The sequence below is a fragment of the Spirosoma aerolatum genome, from assembly GCF_002056795.1.
In the GTDB taxonomy this organism is placed as follows: Bacteria; Bacteroidota; Bacteroidia; order Cytophagales; family Spirosomataceae; genus Spirosoma; species Spirosoma aerolatum.
In genome coordinates this window covers 1,602,976-1,621,627 of record NZ_CP020104.1, presented here as the reverse complement: position 1 = coordinate 1,621,627, position 18,652 = coordinate 1,602,976, and the positions used below count along the sequence as shown (strand labels likewise).

The following is an 18,652-nucleotide window of genomic DNA, read 5'->3' as shown; positions in this document are numbered from 1 at the left end:
TCTATAGTCAATAGACTTCCAAAATCTGGTAAGGCAATTTGTTGAACGCAACCGAGTCCCCGGCTTTCCGACCAGCCAGCGCAACACCAATGGGCGAAGCAGGCGACACAGCGAAATAGTCCTTTCCATTCAGGCTAAGCTTACCAGCTCCGATACTGATAAAAAACACGCCCCGATTGGTAACAGCGACACTCCCCGGCTGCACAGCTTCGTAGCTTTTGTCAGGTTGAATCTGCTTCAAATCGCGCTCTACTTTCAATGCTTCGGCCAACAACTGAGCGTGTCGGTCCCGTTCAAGCTGTGCCATGGCCCGGCCCGTTTCGTACTTATCCCCCGCGCTACTCTTCGACTCAGAGTTAGCCGCTTCCTGGGCCGCATTCATGGCTTGTTGTGCGGTATCGATCCGCTGTACAACATAGGCCTTACAGAGAGCGTATAACGCTTCTTTTACTTGTTGATTCGACACGTTATAAAGTTCCTCGTTTCATTTCTCTGACCGCAAAGTTGGCGGCTCTGGCGGTTAAAGCCATGAAGGTGATAGATGGATTTTGGGAGCCCGTTGAGGTCATGGCAGCTCCATCCGTTACAAACACATTTTTGACGGTATGCAGTTGATTATACGCATTCAGCAAAGAGGTCTTGGGATCACGTCCCATGCGTACGCCCCCCATTTCGTGAATATCAAGACCAGGGTTACGGTGGTCATCGTAGGGTTTTATGTTCTTACAACCTGATTTCTGGAGCATCTCGGCCCCCTGTTCCAGAAAATCGTTCATCACCTTCAGGTCATTGTCGGTGTAATCAATAGCCGTTATGAGCTGCGGAATCCCCCAGGCATCTTTTTGGGTAGTGCTCAACCTGACATGGTTTTCGTAACGAGGAACGGTTTCGGCCTGCATCATCATAAACACATGCCAGCCACCGGGGTCACTCAACTGGTCTTTAAAATCAGCGCCAAAACCTGCTTGCCCCAAACCACGTTGCCAACCCGACCGAGAAGCACTAAAGGCGACCATGTACCCTCGCTGAAAATCGGTTTCCTGTTTCCGAACGTTTCGGAAATTGGGCATAAACGCCGTTGTTGGTCGACGGCCATAAAAATAGCCATCTTCAAACCCTTCATAATCCGCCACAATATTTCCGCGATAGTTATGAAACGCCACATAACGACCCAGCAAGCCACTATCATTGCCTAATCCGCTCGGGAAACGTCGGGAAGTTGAGTTGAGCAGAATCAGGTTAGTGTTCAGACAGGCCGCGTTGACAAAGATAATTCGGGCATAGTATTCGGTCATCTGCTTCGTATGTGTATCAATGACCCGGACACCCGTTGCTTTGCCTTTTTGCTCGTCGTAGATAATGGAATGAACCACTGAATCGGGTCGTAGGGTCAATTTACCCGTTTTAGCCGCCCAGGGAATGGTCGATGAATTGGAGCTGAAATAGCCACCATACGGACAGCCTCGGTAGCATAAATGCCGCGCCTGACACTGGGCTCGTCCCTGATCGTAATGGATTTGTTTCGGTTCGGTCAGGTGCGCACAACGGCCAATGATTACGTGACGATCTTTATAGGCTTCGGCCACCCGTTTTTGAATGTGCTTTTCAACACAGTTCAGCTCCCATGGCTTTAGAAATTCGCCATCGGGAAGCGTTTCCAGGCCATCTTTATTGCCACTGATGCCCACAAACCGCTCGACGTGACTATACCAGGGCGCCAAATCGTCGTACCGGATTGGCCAATCGATAGCGGCCCCGTCTCGGGCGTTGGCTTCAAAATCGAATTTACTCCATCGCTGCGTTTGCCGGGCCCATATAAGCGACTTCCCTCCTACCTGATAGCCGCGAATCCAGTCGAAGGGTTTTTCCTGGATATAGGGGTGATCGGCATCTTTCACAAAAAACTGCTCCGTTGCCTCATCGAGGGCATAGCATTTGGTAGCAATTGGGTTAGCCTGCTCAAAGGTTTCCGGCATTCGATTTCGATGCGTGAATTCCCAGGGATTACGTGTCGCTGTCGGATAGTCGGTGATATGCCGCACATCGCGGCCGCGCTCCAGCACAAGCGTCTTTAACCCTTTCTCACACAACTCTTTAGCCGCCCATCCGCCACTGATACCCGAACCGATTACGATGGCATCGTACGTCCGGGCCGCTTTTGCATTGCCATTGATATACATAGTCTAGTCGCTTATATCGCTACGATATTACATATTCTAACATCGAGCACAAAATCCACCGTTTTACTAGATTTCTCGAACAACCGCCGTTGCATTTGATTTATTCAGAAAACCAAATGCAACGTTATGGTACTTGACATTCCTCCACAACATCAGGATATCCAGCCGGGTATTGAAGCCGAACTGAACCCGCAACCAGAAGTCATTCGGCCCTCGTATAAGGGAGCCAATAAACTGAAAGACAAAGTGGCACTTATTACGGGTGGCGACTCCGGTATTGGGCGAGCGGTGGCCGTTCATTTCGCCCGCGAAGGCGCCAATGTCGCCATTTCATTCACTCCGCGCGAAGAGATCGACGCCAAAAAAACCAAAGAACTTGTAGAAGCCGAAGGCCGAACCTGTCTCCTTCTACCCGGCGATATTCGGGATGAAGCGTATTGCCAGCAGATCGTAGAAGAAACGGTCCGGCAATTCGGCCAGCTCAATATTCTGGTGAATAATGCGGCCTTACAACTGCAACATAAAACGCTGGAGGAAGAAACTGATGAAGACCTGCTGGCTACTTACGAAACCAATATCTATTCGTGCTTCCGGGTCACCAAAGCAGCCGTACCCCATCTGCAAAAAGGCGATTGTATCATCAATACAACTTCGGTAACCGCCTATCAGGGGCGAGCCGATCTGTTGGAATACTCGTCAACAAAAGGAGCCATTATGACCTTTACACGCGCCTTGTCGAGCAATCTGATTACGAAAGGCATCCGGGTCAATGCCGTAGCGCCCGGACCTATCTGGACACCCCTTAACCCTGCATCCGTTAGTGCCGAAGAAGTGGCCCAGTTTGGCAAAGATGTTCCGATGAAACGACCCGGTCAACCCAGTGAAGTAGCGCCGACCTACGTGTTTCTGGCATCCGAAAATGCCTCCTACATCACCGGACAAGTATTACATCCCAACGGAGGAACGATTGTTAATGCATAAAAAAACATAACCGAGGAGTTAGGAGCGAGGAGTGAGAATGCTGGCGCATCAGTAAGTTTCATGCGCCAGCATTCTCACTCCTCGCTCCTAACTCCTACCTACTAAAAAAGACATGGACCAAATGGAAATTGAAACCAAGCCCCAGCATCAGAATGAACAGCCGGGCCTGGAATATAAAATGGACCCCGAGCCCATTTACATTCGGGATGATTACGAAGGAGCCGATAAACTGAAAGGCAAAATTGCCCTCATAACGGGTGGCGATTCGGGTATTGGGCGGGCAGTCGCGGTTCACTTTGCCCGCGAAGGGGCTGATCTGGCCATTATCTATCATCCGCGCGAAGAAGAAGATGCTCAGAAAACCAAAAGCCTGATTGAAGCCGAAGGTCGTCAGTGTTTATTGATGTCAGGCGATCTGAAAGATATACAGTTCATTCAGGATGCCGTTGATCTGGTTATCGACACCTACGATCATGTGAATATTCTGGTTAACAATGCGGCTAATCATGTCGAACAGACGGAATTTACGGGTATTTCGGACCAGCAGATGCGCGAAACGTTTGAACTCAATATTCTGGCTATGTTCCGGCTGACCAAAATTCTTTTGCCTTACATGGCTTCTGGCGATTGCATTATCAACACCACATCGGTCGTTTCGTACCGGGGTAGTGAAGCGCTCATCGATTATGCGTCGACCAAAGGGGCCGTCACAGCCTTTACCCGGTCGTTGTCGCAGAACCTGCTGGAACGGGGTATTCGGGTCAATGCCGTAGCACCCGGCCCTATCTGGACACCGTTGATCGTGGCGACTAAAACCCTGAAAGAGGTAGGCGAATTTGGGAAAGATACGCCTATGCAACGCCCTGGCCAACCCGCCGAACTAGCACCTGCCTATGTATTTCTGGCATCTGAAGATGCATCGTACTACGCTGGTCAGGTTATTCACGTGAATGGCGGAGAGGTGATCAACTCATAGCGATTCTGCCGCTGCTGGCTTATCTTTATAGCCGTTCTGATCAGAATTCAGAACGGCTTTTTTATGGAAACAACTGCCGCTAAACTTGCTGTTCCGTTGCATCCGGGCGTACCGCTTCTGGGGAATACGCTCGCTTTTCTGTATAATCCACTCGGAACGTTACGTACCCTACAACAGCGACAGGATCGGCTGGTGCATCTGCGCATTGGGGGCAGGAATCAGTACCTGGTTTTTCGACCCGACGATGCTAAGCATATATTACAGGAAAACCATCGGAATTATGGTCGATCCCCTGCTTTTGAGGTTCTAAAAATCTTTCTGGGTAATGGGCTACTCACCAGCGATGGTGATTTCTGGCGACGTCAACGACGGCTGGCACAACCGGCTTTTCATCGACAAAAACTAGCCGCACTCACGCATACGATGATCGTAGAAACGGCCAATTGGCTGGTTGATCTGAAGCAACAGAATCTGCAACAATCGATCAATGTCTCACAAACGTTTATGGACGTTACGATGCGGATTGTCTGTAAAACGTTGTTTGGTTCAGATACGGTCGGTAAACTATCAGGGTTATCGTCGGCGCTGGATACGCTTAATTATCTAGCCAATAACCGTATGCTATCGCCCATCCGTTTTCCAATGCATTGGCCCACTCCCAACAATAAACGGTTTCGGAAAGCCGCCGTATTGGTTGATGAATTCATTTATGGTGTTATTGAGCAGCGTCGGAGACAAAAACTTGAACAGGACGATTTACTTTCTATGTTTCTGACGGCCGAGGACGAAGAAACGGGCGAGCGAATGTCGGACCAGCAACTTCGCGACGAGTGCGTAACGCTGTTTTCGGCGGGCCATGAAACCACGGCCATTTCGATGGCCTGGACGCTGTACTTACTTAGCCAGCATCCCAATATACAGGAACGGGTACAAACCGAATGTCGCCAAGTGCTCGGCGATTCGGCTTTGCCCTCTCCTCAAGCGTTTCGCTCGTTAACCTACACCATGCAGGTAATTCAGGAATCGTTACGATTGTACCCACCCGCCTGGATTATGAGCCGACTGGCATTTCAGGACGATCATATTGGACCATATACCATTCCATCTGGCGACACCGCACTCGTTTCTCCTTACCTACTTCATCGCGACCCCGACAATTGGCCTGACCCGGATCGATTCGATCCTGACCGTTTTGTAGCGGGAGGGCTCAAAGATCAGTTGCATTCGTATGCGTATTTACCTTTTGGCGGAGGCCCGCGCTTATGTATTGGCAATCAGTTTGCTCTAATGGAAATGCAGATTTTGCTGGGTATGCTGGCCAGAGATTTTTCATTTAAATCGATCCCAAATCAACTGGTCGTGCCCAAGCCACTGATTACCCTACGCCCCAATAAGCCGATTCAAATCCGCTTTCAGCAATTTTAAATTTATATTTTTTAAAGAATTTTCATTGTCAACCGTTCCACGTCAAAGCTTAAATGCGTCTATTATCAAATTGTTAACAGATTGTTTGCTTCGCTGGCGTGAAACCTAGTTGCATCTTTCGTAGGCAGCCTTGACTTTGTGGTTTGTATACTCAAACTTAGATAGTCCATTGATGTTCTTAATTCAATTCACCTTAAAAGCGACACAATGAGACTACAAATGCACGCCGTTAAATTTACGGCAGACCAGAGCCTGTTAGATTTTATCCAGGCTAAGCTTGATAAGCTCGATACATTTCATGATCGAATTATTAGTGGTGAAGTGTTCTTACGACTAGAAGGCGCCGACTCCAACAAGATTAAAGAGAAAATTGTCGAAGTTCGACTGATGATTCCGGGGAAGGAGATTTTCGTGAAAGAACACGATAAAAGCTTCGAAAGTGCTACAGACCGGGTAATGGATGTTCTGAAAGACAAACTTGTTCGCTGCAAACAAAAACGCAACGACATTTCCAGCCCGGCTATTGCTCAAGCCACCTCAATAGTGGAAACGGAAGACGAAGTCTTTGAACCCGATGAGTTATAAACCAGTTTATTAATTCCAACACGCAAAAGCCACTCCGTCCGGAGTGGCTTTTGCGTGTATTAACTGTACCAGCGGGCTTTACAGCAACACGGGCTGAAGCCCGTGGATACATTACAGGCCGAATTCAGCTTTGATTTTATCGACAAAGTCGAGTTTCTCCCAGGTAAATAGTTCAACTTCCACTTCTTTGGAGTGGCCGTTTGAGCCAAAGGTTTTCTTCACTACCTCATTCTTACGACCCATATGTCCATAAGCGGCTGTTTCCGAATAGATCGGGTTACGCAGCTTCAGGCGTTGTTCTATGGCATAGGGACGCATGTCGAAAATTTTGCCCACCTTTTCGGCAATTTCGCCATCGTGCAAATCAACCTTGGCTGTACCGTACGTGTTGACATAAAGACCACAGGGCTTAGCAACCCCAATAGCATACGAAACCTGTACTAATACCTGATCGCAAAGGCCAGCAGCCACCAGATTTTTGGCAATGTGCCGGGTAGCATATGCGGCTGAACGGTCAACTTTCGAGGGATCTTTGCCCGAGAAAGCACCACCACCGTGAGCACCTTTACCGCCGTACGTATCCACAATGATTTTGCGGCCTGTCAGCCCAGTATCGCCATGAGGTCCACCTATTACGAATTTGCCGGTTGGGTTTATGTAATAGGTGATGTCGTCCGTAAACAGGCTATGGAGTTCAGCTTTCTGAGCGGCCTTTACCCGTGGAATAACAATGTTAATGATGTCTTCCTTGATTTTTGCCAGCATCGTATCGTCGTCAGCAAAATCATCATGCTGAGTCGATACAACGATGGTATCAATCCGGATCGGCTGGTGATCGTCGGAATATTCAATTGTCACCTGCGACTTGGCATCAGGCCGCAGATAGGGCATTAATGAAAGCTCGTTGTTACGGATATTGGACATTTCCCGCAGGATGGCATGAGCCAGATCGAGCGGCAGTGGCATGTAGTTATCGGTTTCGTTGGTGGCATATCCAAACATCATTCCCTGATCACCAGCGCCTTGAGCGTTGGCTTTCGTTTCAAAGTCGTCGTTGGCCACTTCCCGGTCAACACCTTGGTTAATGTCGGCCGACTGATCGTGTAGCGCCGAAAAAATACCACAGGAGTTCGCTTCGAACATATATTCGCTCTTGGTGTAGCCGATTTTACGGATCACCTCACGCGTAATTTTCTGAACATCCAGGTAGGTATCCGTCTTAATTTCACCCGCCAGTACAACCTGGCCTGTAGTTACAAGGGTTTCACAAGCAACCTTGCTGGATGGATCAAAAGCCAGAAAGTTGTCAATCAGTGCGTCGGAGATCTGGTCGGCGACTTTATCAGGATGTCCCTCAGAAACAGACTCGGAAGTGAAGAGATAAGGCATTGCGCTATCCGTATGACTTGGTTTAAAACGACAAATTTATGAGTTTCTGAGCACGGGCCAAATTTGGAGCCCTACACTTGGTCAATTAGCCAACGACCTTTCTTCGTAGTACATCAAAAAAAGCGGATAAGAAGGGCCAGAATGGCATAGTGGCGAATAGCCGTAATTCTTCCAGAAAATAGGTGTCTTCGTCCAGAAATTTAAATACACGGCGAGGATTCTCTGTATAGATTCGGGTAAAGATATCATCGGCGGGATAGCGATGTTTTTCCAGCACATTCAGGAAAATACTATCGTAAAACTTAAAACGGCGTTTAAACCAGGGTTCTTTTCGATTAGGTTTTCCAGTATCGGTCAGGTTTTTGACAATAGTTTGCAGATACCGTTGTGTCCGTTGGAATGTATAGCCCGTCGATGGTTTTGTAAAGCCACCAGCCGTACCAATGCGGATTATATGCTCAGAAGGATTTTCCTGCGTAGGTTCATCCGACATAGGAATAACGCCATATTCTGTCTCACAGATCACATACCCACCTGTAGGCAGATACCGATCTATATACTGGCGCAAATCGGCCTCATATTCCGCATCCGTAAGCAGTGTATCATTAAACAACGTAAACTCAACCAGTGCGGTATGTTCATCGAAAGGCAGTACATATAGAAACCGGCAATCGCCGTGCTGTTCAACGCGAAAGTCCATAATTTCGGGGCGTTGGGGGTCAAAACAGGGCGATTTCGTTTGAATAACCCAGCCTTTGAAATGCTGAAGCAGGTTATGATTTTCGGGTTGATCAAGTTTTAAAGCAAAGGTGCTGTCGAAAATATAGTCAGCGATATACGGTTCATCATCGGCAATGATAAATCCACCCTGTGGCGTATCTTTTATCCGCTGAATGGTCGCCTGCTTTTGTTCCACATTAGGCCACTTGGCTAGCTCAGCCTCCATAAAGCTGTAAAAATCAATACCGCGCAGCATTTTGTACCGGTATCTGCCCATGTCGAGCAGCCCGGAATACGTAGTGCCATGAAACGAAATCGACTTCCAGCTCCGAAACAGGATCGACTCAAATGGGCGAGTAGCAGCCAGACGTTGATTGATACGTGGCGAGAGTGGCTCTCTGGGATCACGCTCCCAGAAACACCATGTACGGTCATTACGGTTTTTTTGATCGCGGTCCAGAATCAGGATGCGTCGGTCACGTAAGGGCGACTGTAGCAAATAATAAGCCAGGCTTAGGCCTGCCATTCCTCCTCCCGCAATGATGAAATCGTATTTTTTCATGCAGTAACGAAAAAGTCCGGGCCGTGTGGGTCCGGACTCTCGTCTTTTAAACTAATGAACCTGCCTAAATTGTTTTAGGTACGCTTATACATTCACATGTTTTTCGGCGTGATAGCTCGAACGAACCAGTGGACCCGACTCTACATATTTCAATCCACGCTTTAAACCTTCTTCACGGTACATCGCAAACGTTTCAGGATGAATCCACTCAATTACTTCGTGGTGCATCTTGGTCGGCTGTAAATATTGGCCCAGCGTCAGCACATCCAGTCCGTTTTGGGCCAGATCGTCCATCGCTTTGAACACTTCCTCATGCGTTTCGCCAAGGCCCAGCATAATACCCGATTTTGTCCGTTGACCATATTCTTTGGTACGACGAATCTGCTCCAGACTGCGTTCATAACGCGCCTGTGGACGCACGCGTCGGTATAGTCGTTCTACCGTTTCCATGTTGTGCGACACCACTTCCTGACCTGCCGAAATCATCCGTTCCAGGGCCTCCCAATTTCCTTTTGTGTCGGGAATCAGGGTCTCGATGGTGGTCGTCGGCGAAGCTTCTTTGATCAGCCGGACCGTTTGATACCAGATTTCGGCACCCCGATCTTTGAGTTCATCGCGGTTTACCGATGTGATAACGGCATGTTTTACCTTCATCAGCACAATAGCTTCGGCTACTCGGCGGGGCTCGTCGGTATCATATTCATTAGGTCGTCCGGTGGCTACTGCACAAAACGTACAGCTCCGTGTACAGACATTCCCTAAAATCATGAATGTAGCCGTTCCAGCCCCCCAGCACTCACCCATATTGGGGCAATTACCGCTTTCGCAAATAGTATGAAGTTTATGCTCGTCGACGAGTTTACGAACTTTGGCGTATTCAGGGCCGATGGGTAATTTGACCCGTAACCAGTCGGGACGTTTCTTCCTTTGTTGTTCGGAGGGTATTACAGGTAGTTCAATCATAGCTCCTCAATCCTTTCCAGCAAAATTCGTTTTTCCGCCGGAAAGTTCATAAAAAAGCGTTCGGAGTTCGAAGCGATGAGTAAGGCTCAATCTGGTGATGAGCTAGCCCTCCTCGCTTTGAACTCCGAGCACCTATCAATTCCTATTTCTTACTCCCAAAAAACAAGGTTAAATAAGCGGATGTAAAGAAACTGCGGTTCCCATCTTCCCGATTTCCGTTGGGGCTGCGGTTGGGGATGATCACAATTTTATTCGGAAACATCTCAGCCAGGAAACCGATTTCTACGCCGGTCGTATTGGCTCTAAAGGCGCTTAATTCAAAATTTAAAGCCGCTTTTACGTTCAGGCCAACCGTCAGTTTCGACTGATCGAGGCCCTGAAAAAACCCTCCGGCACCCGTAACCGTTTCGCCGGTAGCTGTGGCAAATCCATTTACCTCAGAAGCCGGAACCGTTCGGGACGAGTTCCCATAGGACACTTCAAGATAATATGGCTTGATAATGCCCAACGAAGGGCCTGCGGCTAAAATACCACTCACGGCTATACCTTCATCGCTACTTCGCTGGAATAATTTCACTTCCCGGCCATACTGCGGACGTAACACGAACAGGTAATTTTCTTTACCGTCGATGTATCGTGAGCCAACTGAGTTAAGCGAAGACTGAATTTCTTTAGGATGTTTTACATTAACAATCTCTATACTAAGATACCGATACTGAGGCATACCCATTAATTTACCCGCCAGCAGTTTAGAACGCCGATAGGAAAATCCGCCAATGATGCCTGAGTTCGTATTGGTTGTGATGCCAAACGTGGTAATGGTGTGATAACTCTCGTCATCGCCATCCGTATTCTGAGCGGTTACAGCTTGCCCGGATACAAGTAATCCCCCCAACGCAAGACCAAGTAATCTGTATAGAGTTCGCATTTCCGTGATATCCTAAAATTAAAACTAAACATTTTTATACGTATTCGCAAAATCGGTCTGCACAATTAGCGTAACTACAGCATTATTTATATGTTTAACGCTAAAATAGCAGCCAGCCCCATTTCGTAAAGGATTTTTAGGGAATGGTATCCTTAAGCTAAATCCCTGGATTCGATTGATTCTCTGGACTCTACAGTTCCAATACAGTTGGCGGTACCCGAATCCGAGAATCAGCTGATCCATACAATCTACTCGATCGAACGCATTTTTCTTATCGGCTCATTGAGCTAACCACTTGATATACGTTTATTAGCATGGCAACGATTCATATCGACTACATTGGCGACCTTCGCACCGATTGCGAACACCTCCAGTCAGGTACACATATCAATACAGATGCCCCTACCGACAATCAGGGAAAAGGGGAAGCGTTCTCGCCTACTGACCTGGTCGCTAATGCGCTTGGCACCTGCATCATCACGACTATGGCGATTAACGCCCGACGCGATGGTATAGACCTGACAGGTAGCAAACTTGATGTCACTAAAATAATGACGACCCAGCTTCCCCGCAAAATAGCCCGTATAGAAGTCAATCTGACCCTGCAGGCTAACCGGGAAGGCGTTGCTTTTTTCCCTGACGACCAAACCCGTGCCCGACTGGAACGGATCGCCCATACCTGCCCGGTTGCCCTGTGTCTGCATGCCGATGTGGAGCAGGCGGTTCGTATCCAATGGGAAGAAGCTGTCCCCAGTAATAGCTGATTAGTTTAACAGACTGGGATTTATAAATCCCAGTCTCTATATATAGCATTATTTATTTCGCTTTCGCTTCTTCCCCCATTGCTTGATGTCGGCTGTGAGATTTTCCAAAAAAAACGATGGCCCAACCGACAGGTATAAGCCTGAATAATTAATCTGGCTTTCGGGTATATCTTTTTTAAGAATGAAGCGATAACCAACCAACAAATTAATACCGAACCAATGCAATGGAGGTAGCCAGCGTACGTTCGGAAAATGGTAGGCCCCCGACACGCCAACGCCCAACGGAATAAAAACCCCACGAGCCAGTTCGTGCTTCTCTGCAACATCGTCATTACGTTCATACCGCGAATGACCATATCCTAGCTCAAGTGGCATACTAATTTCAAACGCTTTCTGGCGGTATAAATAGCGTTCATAATATACGGTAGCCATTCGCAAACGACGAGTGACCGATTCCGATGAATTAGGCAGCAACCCTGGCTGATTTAAAGACTGATTTACGAAGTAAAACCCAGCCCCGGCCTTAAAACTGGCCATTCGTCCTCCTTTCAGATTGGCCCGTCGGTGACTTGGCGGAAACAAAAAGCCAGCCCGTATACCGTATACACTGACGGGCGTTCGACGATTATCTTCCGTGCGCGTGTCATTAAAAAATGTAAAGCGCTGATCGGTCGACGCTGTAAAGGTCAATGACGTAGGCATCTCACTCGCCAGAGTATCCGTTTTTTGATGAGTCGCTCTCTCTTTTAATCGAGTTTCCCCATCAATCGACACTTTTGCTTGCGCAAACGTACGATTATCGGTCAATATCCAGACTAGGCAGCATACATATATAGTATTCCATAGTAAACGCATAAGTTTCATAACGTTAGATAAAATCAATAACGCTAACTGAAGCCAATGGTTTTCGTAGTTCAGTTATCCAGTTGCGTTGAAATTGGCATTAGTACACGCAGCCTAGGTATGACCATCAATTTCTTTTTAAAAATCTCTTTTGGCTTTAAGAGCTATCGATCTCTGAAGGTATAGTAACCAGAAGCCAAAGCCGTTAACTGAAAGCCGCATTTATTAGATTAATACAATTTATAGCTTTACACACTCTTTATAAAGATGTCAGGATTAACTTGTTTTAATTTAGCTTTCTCTATCATTTTATCCATACATTCTCATACATTTTTTGGTTTGGCAACGTTCCCGGAAACGCTTGCATAAAAAAAGTGAGAAATTTTATTCTCTTTATCCATTTTTTTTCAGAATATTATAATGGTATTATCACAGTCTAAAATAGTACATAATAAAGCTTTATCGAAGAATAATCCAGTAACCTTAACAAATAGCCAGACAAATTTTCTGCCCTTAAACGATGCCTTTAATAAGTAGAAACCCTTATATCTGACGCTTTGGCCTACACGCAACAGCTAATTACCGTGTCCCATAAGCCATACTCTGCTTACACCATTGAGGAGCTTGCCCTTGATGACCTTTTTGTACGTTGGGTGCAACATCCCAACGACGATGAGGTAGCGGCTTACTGGCAAAATTGGCTTTCACAAAATCCAGATTGTGCGGAAACCATAGAGACGGCTCGTCAACTCATTCTAACAAGCAGTCAGTCTACTTTACCAGCACTATCGGCCGATGAAATGTCATCAGTATGGGGCCGGATTCGGGAGTCACTCCAGACCATGGAAGACCTCCGCCCCCTTCAGCCAGACGTCAGGGTTGTAGTTGGCTGGTGGTACTTTTTCCGAACGATTGCTGCTGCTATGGGAGTTCTGCTCCTAATCGGCTGGGCCTTGTGGATGCAATATGGTCCTAACCAACGAATTTCGACGGTTAGCACATCCGCTCATCAAACTCAGCAGATTCGCCTACCCGACAACTCAACCGTTACTTTATACCCAAATAGTTCGGTCCGGTATGCTCGTCGTTGGACGGACGATACCCCCCGGGCAGTGTGGTTGAAGGGCGAAGCCGATTTCTCTGTCATGCACCGGAATGATACGACATCGGCTCGACTATTTCGGGTACATACCAGCGACCTCACGATCGAAGCTCTCGGCACAGCGTTTCAGGTTAGTCAGCAAGCCGCCTGCACGTCAGTCGCGTTAACGTCGGGAGCCGTCAACCTGCTCGTCAAACACCATAATCCCATCCGGCTCCGCTCGGGTGAGTGGATTGAGGTTCCAACCAGTTTGGACAAATCATTACCCTAGCTGCTTTTTATAATTAACTCTTACTCGAACCTACAATGCAAAACACAATTACCCAACCTCCACGGAGATCGTGGCTACCTCTGCTTGGCCTTACGGCACTCGCACTACTAGGTCAACCGGCCTACAGTGCCCCACCTACCAACTCATTAACCATAGATAACCCAACTCAGGAACGAGTTGTAACGGGTAAAGTTCTATCGGGTGACGACAACTCCGGGCTCCCCGGTGTCAGCGTAGCGGTTAAAGGAACCACGCGCGGCACAACAACCGACGCATCAGGAACCTACCGGATCAATGTGCCTGCTGGTCAGTCAGTGCTTGTTTTCTCAGCCGTAGGCTTTGTTAGTCAAGAAGTATCGGTAGGCAACAAGTCGACCATCAATCTAACTCTTAGCACCGATACCCGTGCGCTGAACGAAGTCGTCGTTGTGGGGTACGGTACACAGAAGAAAAGCCAGACTACCGGGGCTATTTCGTCGATTACACCAAAGCAAATCACGGAACAACCCATTACCAACATTGGACAGGCGATGCAGGGTCGGGTAGCGGGGGTGGATGTGGCCCAATCAGGTAGCCGACCTGGCTCCGTACCAACCATTCGGATTCGTGGACGTCGTTCGTTTAATGCGGGTAATGATCCTCTTTATGTAGTAGATGGGATTCCACTGGCGAGGGAATATGAAGACATCAACCCGAACGATGTTGCCTCCATGGAAATCCTGAAGGATGCTACAGCAACAGCCATCTATGGTGCCCGGGGTGCTAATGGCGTTGTACTGGTTACCACCAAGCGGGGGAATCCAACCGGTAAAACGACCATCACCTATGACAACTATGTAGGTGTTACCAACGTACTGGATAAAGTACACCTGTTCAGCGGTTCCGAATTTGCTGAATTTGTACGCGAGGCCTACCGGACCACAGGCAACTACAAAGACGCAAACGGCAATCCCGTTCCAACGGGCGTAGCTGATGCGTATGCCGACTCGAAGGTAGCCGTACTGGGTGGCGACCCGGCCGTAGCCGCTGGTATTGCCGCCAATCGGAACACCGACTGGCAGTCGCTGATTCTGAAACAGGGTTTTCAGCAGAATCACACCATAGGTGTTCAGGGCGGTAACGAAAAAACGCAGTTCTATATTTCGGCAGGTTATTTCCAGGATAAAGGGATCATGCCAGGGCTGGATTTCACCCGTTATTCGCTGCGTGCCAATATTGATCACCAGATTAATAAGGTGCTTAAAGTAGGAATTGCCTCGTATATGATGTACAGCCTGCGCAATGGCGAGTCGTTGAATCCCTACAACTTTACCCTTCAGCAAAATCCGCTCGGACGGCCCTACGACGACAACGGCAACCTGATTTTCTTCCCAACCAACGACGCGCTGTTGACCAATCCACTTGCTGAGGTTATACCAGGTGCTCAAATCGATGAACGGAAGAAATACCGGATTTTTAATAGCGTTTATGCTGAAGTAAATATCCTCGACGGGTTAAAATACCGGGTTAATTTCGGCCCTGATTTCACCATCAACCGATACGGCCGCTTCATTGGCTCTTTAACCAATGCCCGAAAAAATGGTGATCCGCAAGCTTCTAACTCAGCTACGTTTAATTTCGACTATACGCTCGAAAACGTAGTGACCTATAATAAGAAGCTTGGCGACCACAACTTCGGCATTACGGCTCTGCAATCCATTCAGCGTGATAATTCGGAATTTAATAATATTCAAGTACAAGGGGTACCCGCCGAAACTCAGTCGTTTTACAATGTAGGAAATGCCAGTTCGGTGCTGGGCGTCGGTAGCGGTCTGGTTCAATGGACGATTAACTCGTATATGGGCCGGGTTAACTATGACTATAAAGACAAATACCTGGTGACAGCTACAATACGTCGGGATGGTTCGAGCCGTTTTGGTGAGAATACGAAATACGGTAACTTCCCCGGTATCGCTTTAGGCTGGAATATTAGTAACGAAGACTTCATGAAGGGGTCTTCCTGGGTTGATCTGCTGAAATTACGGGTTAGCCGTGGATCGGTTGGTAACCAGGGGGTAGCGCCTTATCAAACGCAGGGACTGTTGGGCCGAACCGTATACGCCTTTGGCACTACACCTGCTTATGGTTATCGCCCCGAAACGATTGGCAACGCCGATCTGCGCTGGGAAACCTCGACCACTACAAACATTGGTGTTGACTTTAGCCTTTGGCGCGGCCGGGTAGCGGGTGCTATCGAATTATATAATACGCGTACTACTGACCTGCTGCTGTCTGACCTGCTGCCTACTTCAATCGGCTTTAATGCGGTAACCAAGAATATTGGCGAAACGCAGAACAAAGGTTTAGAAGCCAGCATATCTACCGTAAACGTAAATACAAAGAGCGGCTTTAAATGGACTTCTGATATTGTATTTACGAAAAATACAGAAGCCATCATCTCGCTGTTCAATGGAGCCGTTGATGATGTAGGTAACAAACGGTTTATTGGCAAGCCCCTGACGGCCATGTACGATTACAAAAAAGCCGGTATCTGGCAAACCAATGAAGCCGATGCCGCGAAATCATACCAGAGTGCGGTTGGTCAGATTAAAGTACAGGATACCAATGGCGACGGCAAAATTACAGCGGATGACCGCGTATATCTGGGATCTGACATTCCGACCTGGAGTGGTGGTATTACGAACCGATTCAGCTACAAAGGATTTGACCTGAACTTCTTCATCTATGCCCGGATCGGTCAAACCATTTTGAGTGGCTTCCACCAGAACAACAACGCACTGGCAGGCCGTTATGAGCAGATTAAAGTAGATTACTGGACGCCCAATAACCCAACCAACGAATTCCCACGGCCTAACTCCAGCCAGGAATTCCCAGTCTATAACACGGCGATTATCTACTTCGACGGCTCGTTTGTGAAGGTACGGAACATCAACTTTGGTTATACATTCCCGGCATCAATTACTTCGAAACTACATCTGCAATCGCTCCGGCTATTTACCAGCATTCAGCAGCCGTTTATCTTCTCCACCTATCGGTCGAAGTATAACGGTGTTGACCCTGAAACAAGTGATGGTACGGTCAGCAACGGAGTTGTGCCAGCTACCCGGGTTACGACATTTGGTTTAAATGTCAAATTCTAAGCGTAACCTGTAAATGATGTATTTGTAAACACCTTAAGATTCGAAAACAAACATGAAATCAAAATTTTCACATAAATCAATTCGCGCCCTGGCACTTGCGACCCTTATGCTTAGCGGTCAAGCCTGTAAGGACGTGCTGAAGGAAACGGTAGTATCCGCTATCGGGAACGATTACATGAATACGCCCAAAGGATTTGAAGATGCCAGCAGAGCGGCTTACTCCTCCATGCGTAACTTTTACGGCTCAGAACGGGGGCTGACCATGACTGAATACGGCACTGATATTTACCAGGCCGGAGCCGATGGAAGCTACAAAGGGTTTCATTTCTATGATACCCAGATGAATAGCTTTGTCGATATCATTCAGCAGGTCTGGGAAGAACTGTATAAGGGTATCAACACCTGCAATGCCGTCATTGGACGCGCTCCGGCAGCTACTGTCTCAGATGCTACGAAAAAACTACGGGTCGCCGAAATGAAGTTTTTGCGGGCGCATTACTACTTTATTCTGACCCAGGAATTCGGTGGAGTAGATCTGCGGTTAACCGAAACACTTGGGCCCACAAAAGTGACAAAGCGGGCAACGGAAGCCGATATGTATAAACAGATCATAGCCGACCTTGAAGCAGCTATAGCTGATTTACCAGCTACCAAAGCTTCTGCACAAGCAGCTAGTGATTATGGTCGGGCTACCAAATCGGCTGCCGAGCATCTGCTGGCACGTGTCTATCTGACGAAAGCAACAAACGCATCAGCCAAAGCAACGGACGATTACGCAAAAGCAGCGACCTATGCCCAGAACGTCATTGCCAACTATGGCTACAAGCTGTTGCCTGATTTCGCCAGTGTGTTTGCGCAGGGAAGTGGCGAAATTAATGATGAGGTTATTTTTTCGGTACAGTATACATCTGATCCGTTAACCAACATCAACACGGCTAATACGAACAACGGTGATGGTAACAAACTTCACCTGTATTTTGGTATGCAGTATGATGTGCAGCCCGGTATGAAACGGGATATCGCCAACGACCGTCCGTTCAAACGCCTAAAGCCAACTAACTACTTATTGGAAACGGTGTTTAAAGATCGGGTTAATGACTCTCGGTACAAGAAGACGTTTAAGGATACATGGCTATCGAACAACCCGGGCGCAAACCTGAACACCTCGTTTGACAACAGTAAGGCTAAGATCACCCTAAAAGCAGGTGATACCGCGATTTATATTCCGGGTGTTGAATGGACATTAGCACAACGGGCCGCGAAGCCATATCAGGTTTTGGTACCCAGCGCCTACACAGCCGCCTTATTCCCAACGCTGCAAAAATTCCTGGACCCGAACCGCCCCGACCTGACCTATGAACAAGGTAGTCGCGATTATCTGGCCTTCCGACTGGCCGAAACCTATCTGATTCTGGCCGAAGCTCAATTCAAGCAAGGCAAAACCACAGAAGCTGCTGCTGCACTTAACGTAGTACGTCGTCGGGCAGCCTGGCCAGGCAAAGAAGCCGCTATGGAAATCACTCCAGCCCAGGTTGATATGGAGATGATTATGCAGGAACGCGCTCGTGAGCTGGCTGGTGAGCAAACGCGGTGGTTCGACCTGAAGCGTTGGGGCAACCTGGTTGAACGAGTCAAATTGTATAACGCCGATGGAGCGGCCAACGTGAAAGAAACACACAACTACCGCCCAATCCCACAAACGCAGATTGACCGTACGGAAGGTGGTAGTGCCAACTTCCCACAAAATGCGGGCTTCTAATTAAGCGAAAGAGCGAATGAGTGAAAGAGCGAAATACTGACGTATGTCATGGTTGCGCTCTTTC

General features: G+C 47.9%; 15 protein-coding genes. 8 read left to right on the top strand and 7 right to left on the bottom strand.

Annotated features, from left to right (window positions below; translation table 11 throughout):
* Positions 1–7: 7 nt before the first annotated feature.
* Together B5M13_RS06595 and B5M13_RS06590 are read right to left on the bottom strand one after the other, a co-directional pair.
* Positions 8–466 carry a 3-oxoacyl-ACP synthase gene (locus B5M13_RS06595; RefSeq protein WP_080054924.1) on the bottom strand — a complete coding sequence of 153 codons (459 nt, stop codon included), beginning with the start codon at positions 464–466 and terminating at the stop codon, positions 8–10.
* A gap of 1 nt (position 467) precedes the next feature.
* Positions 468–2,180, bottom strand: a complete 1,713-nt coding sequence (locus B5M13_RS06590) for a GMC oxidoreductase (RefSeq protein ID WP_080054923.1) — start codon at positions 2,178–2,180, stop codon at positions 468–470.
* 126 nt (positions 2,181–2,306) lie between these two features.
* Here B5M13_RS06590 and B5M13_RS06585 point away from each other — a divergent pair, with 126 nt between their 5' ends.
* The 4 genes from B5M13_RS06585 (at position 2,307) to B5M13_RS06570 (ending at position 6,147) form a co-directional block, all read left to right on the top strand.
* Positions 2,307–3,161, top strand: a complete 855-nt coding sequence (locus B5M13_RS06585; RefSeq protein ID WP_080054922.1) for an SDR family oxidoreductase — start codon at positions 2,307–2,309, stop codon at positions 3,159–3,161.
* Between the two features lie 112 nt (positions 3,162–3,273).
* A complete protein-coding gene (locus tag B5M13_RS06580; protein ID WP_080054921.1) occupies positions 3,274–4,137 on the top strand; it encodes an SDR family oxidoreductase in 864 nt (287 codons plus the stop codon).
* 63 nt (positions 4,138–4,200) lie between these two features.
* Positions 4,201–5,562 carry a cytochrome P450 gene (locus B5M13_RS06575; RefSeq protein WP_080054920.1) on the top strand — a complete coding sequence of 454 codons (1,362 nt, stop codon included), beginning with the start codon at positions 4,201–4,203 and terminating at the stop codon, positions 5,560–5,562.
* Positions 5,563–5,769: 207 nt separating this feature from the next.
* Positions 5,770–6,147 (top strand): HPF/RaiA family ribosome-associated protein, encoded by a 378-nt coding sequence (locus tag B5M13_RS06570; protein ID WP_080054919.1) that lies wholly within the window; start codon positions 5,770–5,772, stop codon positions 6,145–6,147.
* Between the two features lie 111 nt (positions 6,148–6,258).
* On the opposite strand, the gene metK is transcribed toward B5M13_RS06570, so the two are convergent.
* The 4 genes from metK to B5M13_RS06550 form a co-directional block, all read right to left on the bottom strand.
* Positions 6,259–7,536 carry a methionine adenosyltransferase gene (gene metK, locus B5M13_RS06565; RefSeq protein WP_080054918.1) on the bottom strand — a complete coding sequence of 426 codons (1,278 nt, stop codon included), beginning with the start codon at positions 7,534–7,536 and terminating at the stop codon, positions 6,259–6,261.
* Between the two features lie 85 nt (positions 7,537–7,621).
* On the bottom strand, positions 7,622–8,818 hold the full coding sequence (locus tag B5M13_RS06560; RefSeq protein WP_080054917.1) for a lycopene cyclase family protein: 1,197 nt from the start codon (positions 8,816–8,818) through the stop codon (positions 7,622–7,624).
* 84 nt (positions 8,819–8,902) lie between these two features.
* Positions 8,903–9,781, bottom strand: a complete 879-nt coding sequence (gene lipA / locus B5M13_RS06555; protein ID WP_080054916.1) for a lipoyl synthase — start codon at positions 9,779–9,781, stop codon at positions 8,903–8,905.
* A gap of 142 nt (positions 9,782–9,923) precedes the next feature.
* Positions 9,924–10,709 carry a hypothetical protein gene (locus tag B5M13_RS06550; protein ID WP_080054915.1) on the bottom strand — a complete coding sequence of 262 codons (786 nt, stop codon included), beginning with the start codon at positions 10,707–10,709 and terminating at the stop codon, positions 9,924–9,926.
* Between the two features lie 314 nt (positions 10,710–11,023).
* On the opposite strand from B5M13_RS06550, the gene B5M13_RS06545 reads away from it, so the two are divergent.
* Complete coding sequence (locus tag B5M13_RS06545; protein WP_080054914.1) at positions 11,024–11,473, top strand: OsmC family protein; 450 nt, start codon at positions 11,024–11,026, stop codon at positions 11,471–11,473.
* A gap of 48 nt (positions 11,474–11,521) precedes the next feature.
* On the opposite strand, the gene B5M13_RS06540 is transcribed toward B5M13_RS06545, so the two are convergent.
* Positions 11,522–12,328 (bottom strand): hypothetical protein, encoded by an 807-nt coding sequence (locus B5M13_RS06540; protein ID WP_245859813.1) that lies wholly within the window; start codon positions 12,326–12,328, stop codon positions 11,522–11,524.
* Between the two features lie 572 nt (positions 12,329–12,900).
* On the opposite strand from B5M13_RS06540, the gene B5M13_RS06535 reads away from it, so the two are divergent.
* Genes B5M13_RS06535 through B5M13_RS06525 form a run of 3 tightly spaced genes read left to right on the top strand, consistent with a single transcriptional unit; the run spans position 12,901 to position 18,588 of the window.
* Positions 12,901–13,689: a FecR family protein gene (locus tag B5M13_RS06535; RefSeq protein WP_170061091.1), complete on the top strand. Its 789-nt coding sequence runs from the start codon at positions 12,901–12,903 to the stop codon at positions 13,687–13,689.
* 35 nt (positions 13,690–13,724) lie between these two features.
* Positions 13,725–16,829 carry a SusC/RagA family TonB-linked outer membrane protein gene (locus B5M13_RS06530; protein WP_080054911.1) on the top strand — a complete coding sequence of 1,035 codons (3,105 nt, stop codon included), beginning with the start codon at positions 13,725–13,727 and terminating at the stop codon, positions 16,827–16,829.
* Between the two features lie 52 nt (positions 16,830–16,881).
* Positions 16,882–18,588: a RagB/SusD family nutrient uptake outer membrane protein gene (locus B5M13_RS06525; RefSeq protein WP_080054910.1), complete on the top strand. Its 1,707-nt coding sequence runs from the start codon at positions 16,882–16,884 to the stop codon at positions 18,586–18,588.
* Positions 18,589–18,652: the final 64 nt, after the last annotated feature.

What these genes read in the sequence shown, in the direction of transcription:
- B5M13_RS06590 (WP_080054923.1), bottom strand. Translation starts at nt 2,180, where the DNA reads ATGTATATCAATGGCAATGCAAAAGCGGCCCGGACGTACGATGCCATC.
- B5M13_RS06585 (WP_080054922.1), top strand. Translation starts at nt 2,307, where the DNA reads ATGGTACTTGACATTCCTCCACAACATCAGGATATCCAGCCGGGTATT.
- B5M13_RS06580 (WP_080054921.1), top strand. Translation starts at nt 3,274, where the DNA reads ATGGACCAAATGGAAATTGAAACCAAGCCCCAGCATCAGAATGAACAG.
- B5M13_RS06575 (WP_080054920.1), top strand. Translation starts at nt 4,201, where the DNA reads ATGGAAACAACTGCCGCTAAACTTGCTGTTCCGTTGCATCCGGGCGTA.
- B5M13_RS06570 (WP_080054919.1), top strand. Translation starts at nt 5,770, where the DNA reads ATGAGACTACAAATGCACGCCGTTAAATTTACGGCAGACCAGAGCCTG.
- metK (WP_080054918.1), bottom strand. Translation starts at nt 7,536, where the DNA reads ATGCCTTATCTCTTCACTTCCGAGTCTGTTTCTGAGGGACATCCTGAT.
- B5M13_RS06560 (WP_080054917.1), bottom strand. Translation starts at nt 8,818, where the DNA reads ATGAAAAAATACGATTTCATCATTGCGGGAGGAGGAATGGCAGGCCTA.
- lipA (WP_080054916.1), bottom strand. Translation starts at nt 9,781, where the DNA reads ATGATTGAACTACCTGTAATACCCTCCGAACAACAAAGGAAGAAACGT.
- B5M13_RS06550 (WP_080054915.1), bottom strand. Translation starts at nt 10,709, where the DNA reads ATGCGAACTCTATACAGATTACTTGGTCTTGCGTTGGGGGGATTACTT.
- B5M13_RS06545 (WP_080054914.1), top strand. Translation starts at nt 11,024, where the DNA reads ATGGCAACGATTCATATCGACTACATTGGCGACCTTCGCACCGATTGC.
- B5M13_RS06540 (WP_245859813.1), bottom strand. Translation starts at nt 12,328, where the DNA reads ATGCGTTTACTATGGAATACTATATATGTATGCTGCCTAGTCTGGATA.
- B5M13_RS06530 (WP_080054911.1), top strand. Translation starts at nt 13,725, where the DNA reads ATGCAAAACACAATTACCCAACCTCCACGGAGATCGTGGCTACCTCTG.
- B5M13_RS06525 (WP_080054910.1), top strand. Translation starts at nt 16,882, where the DNA reads ATGAAATCAAAATTTTCACATAAATCAATTCGCGCCCTGGCACTTGCG.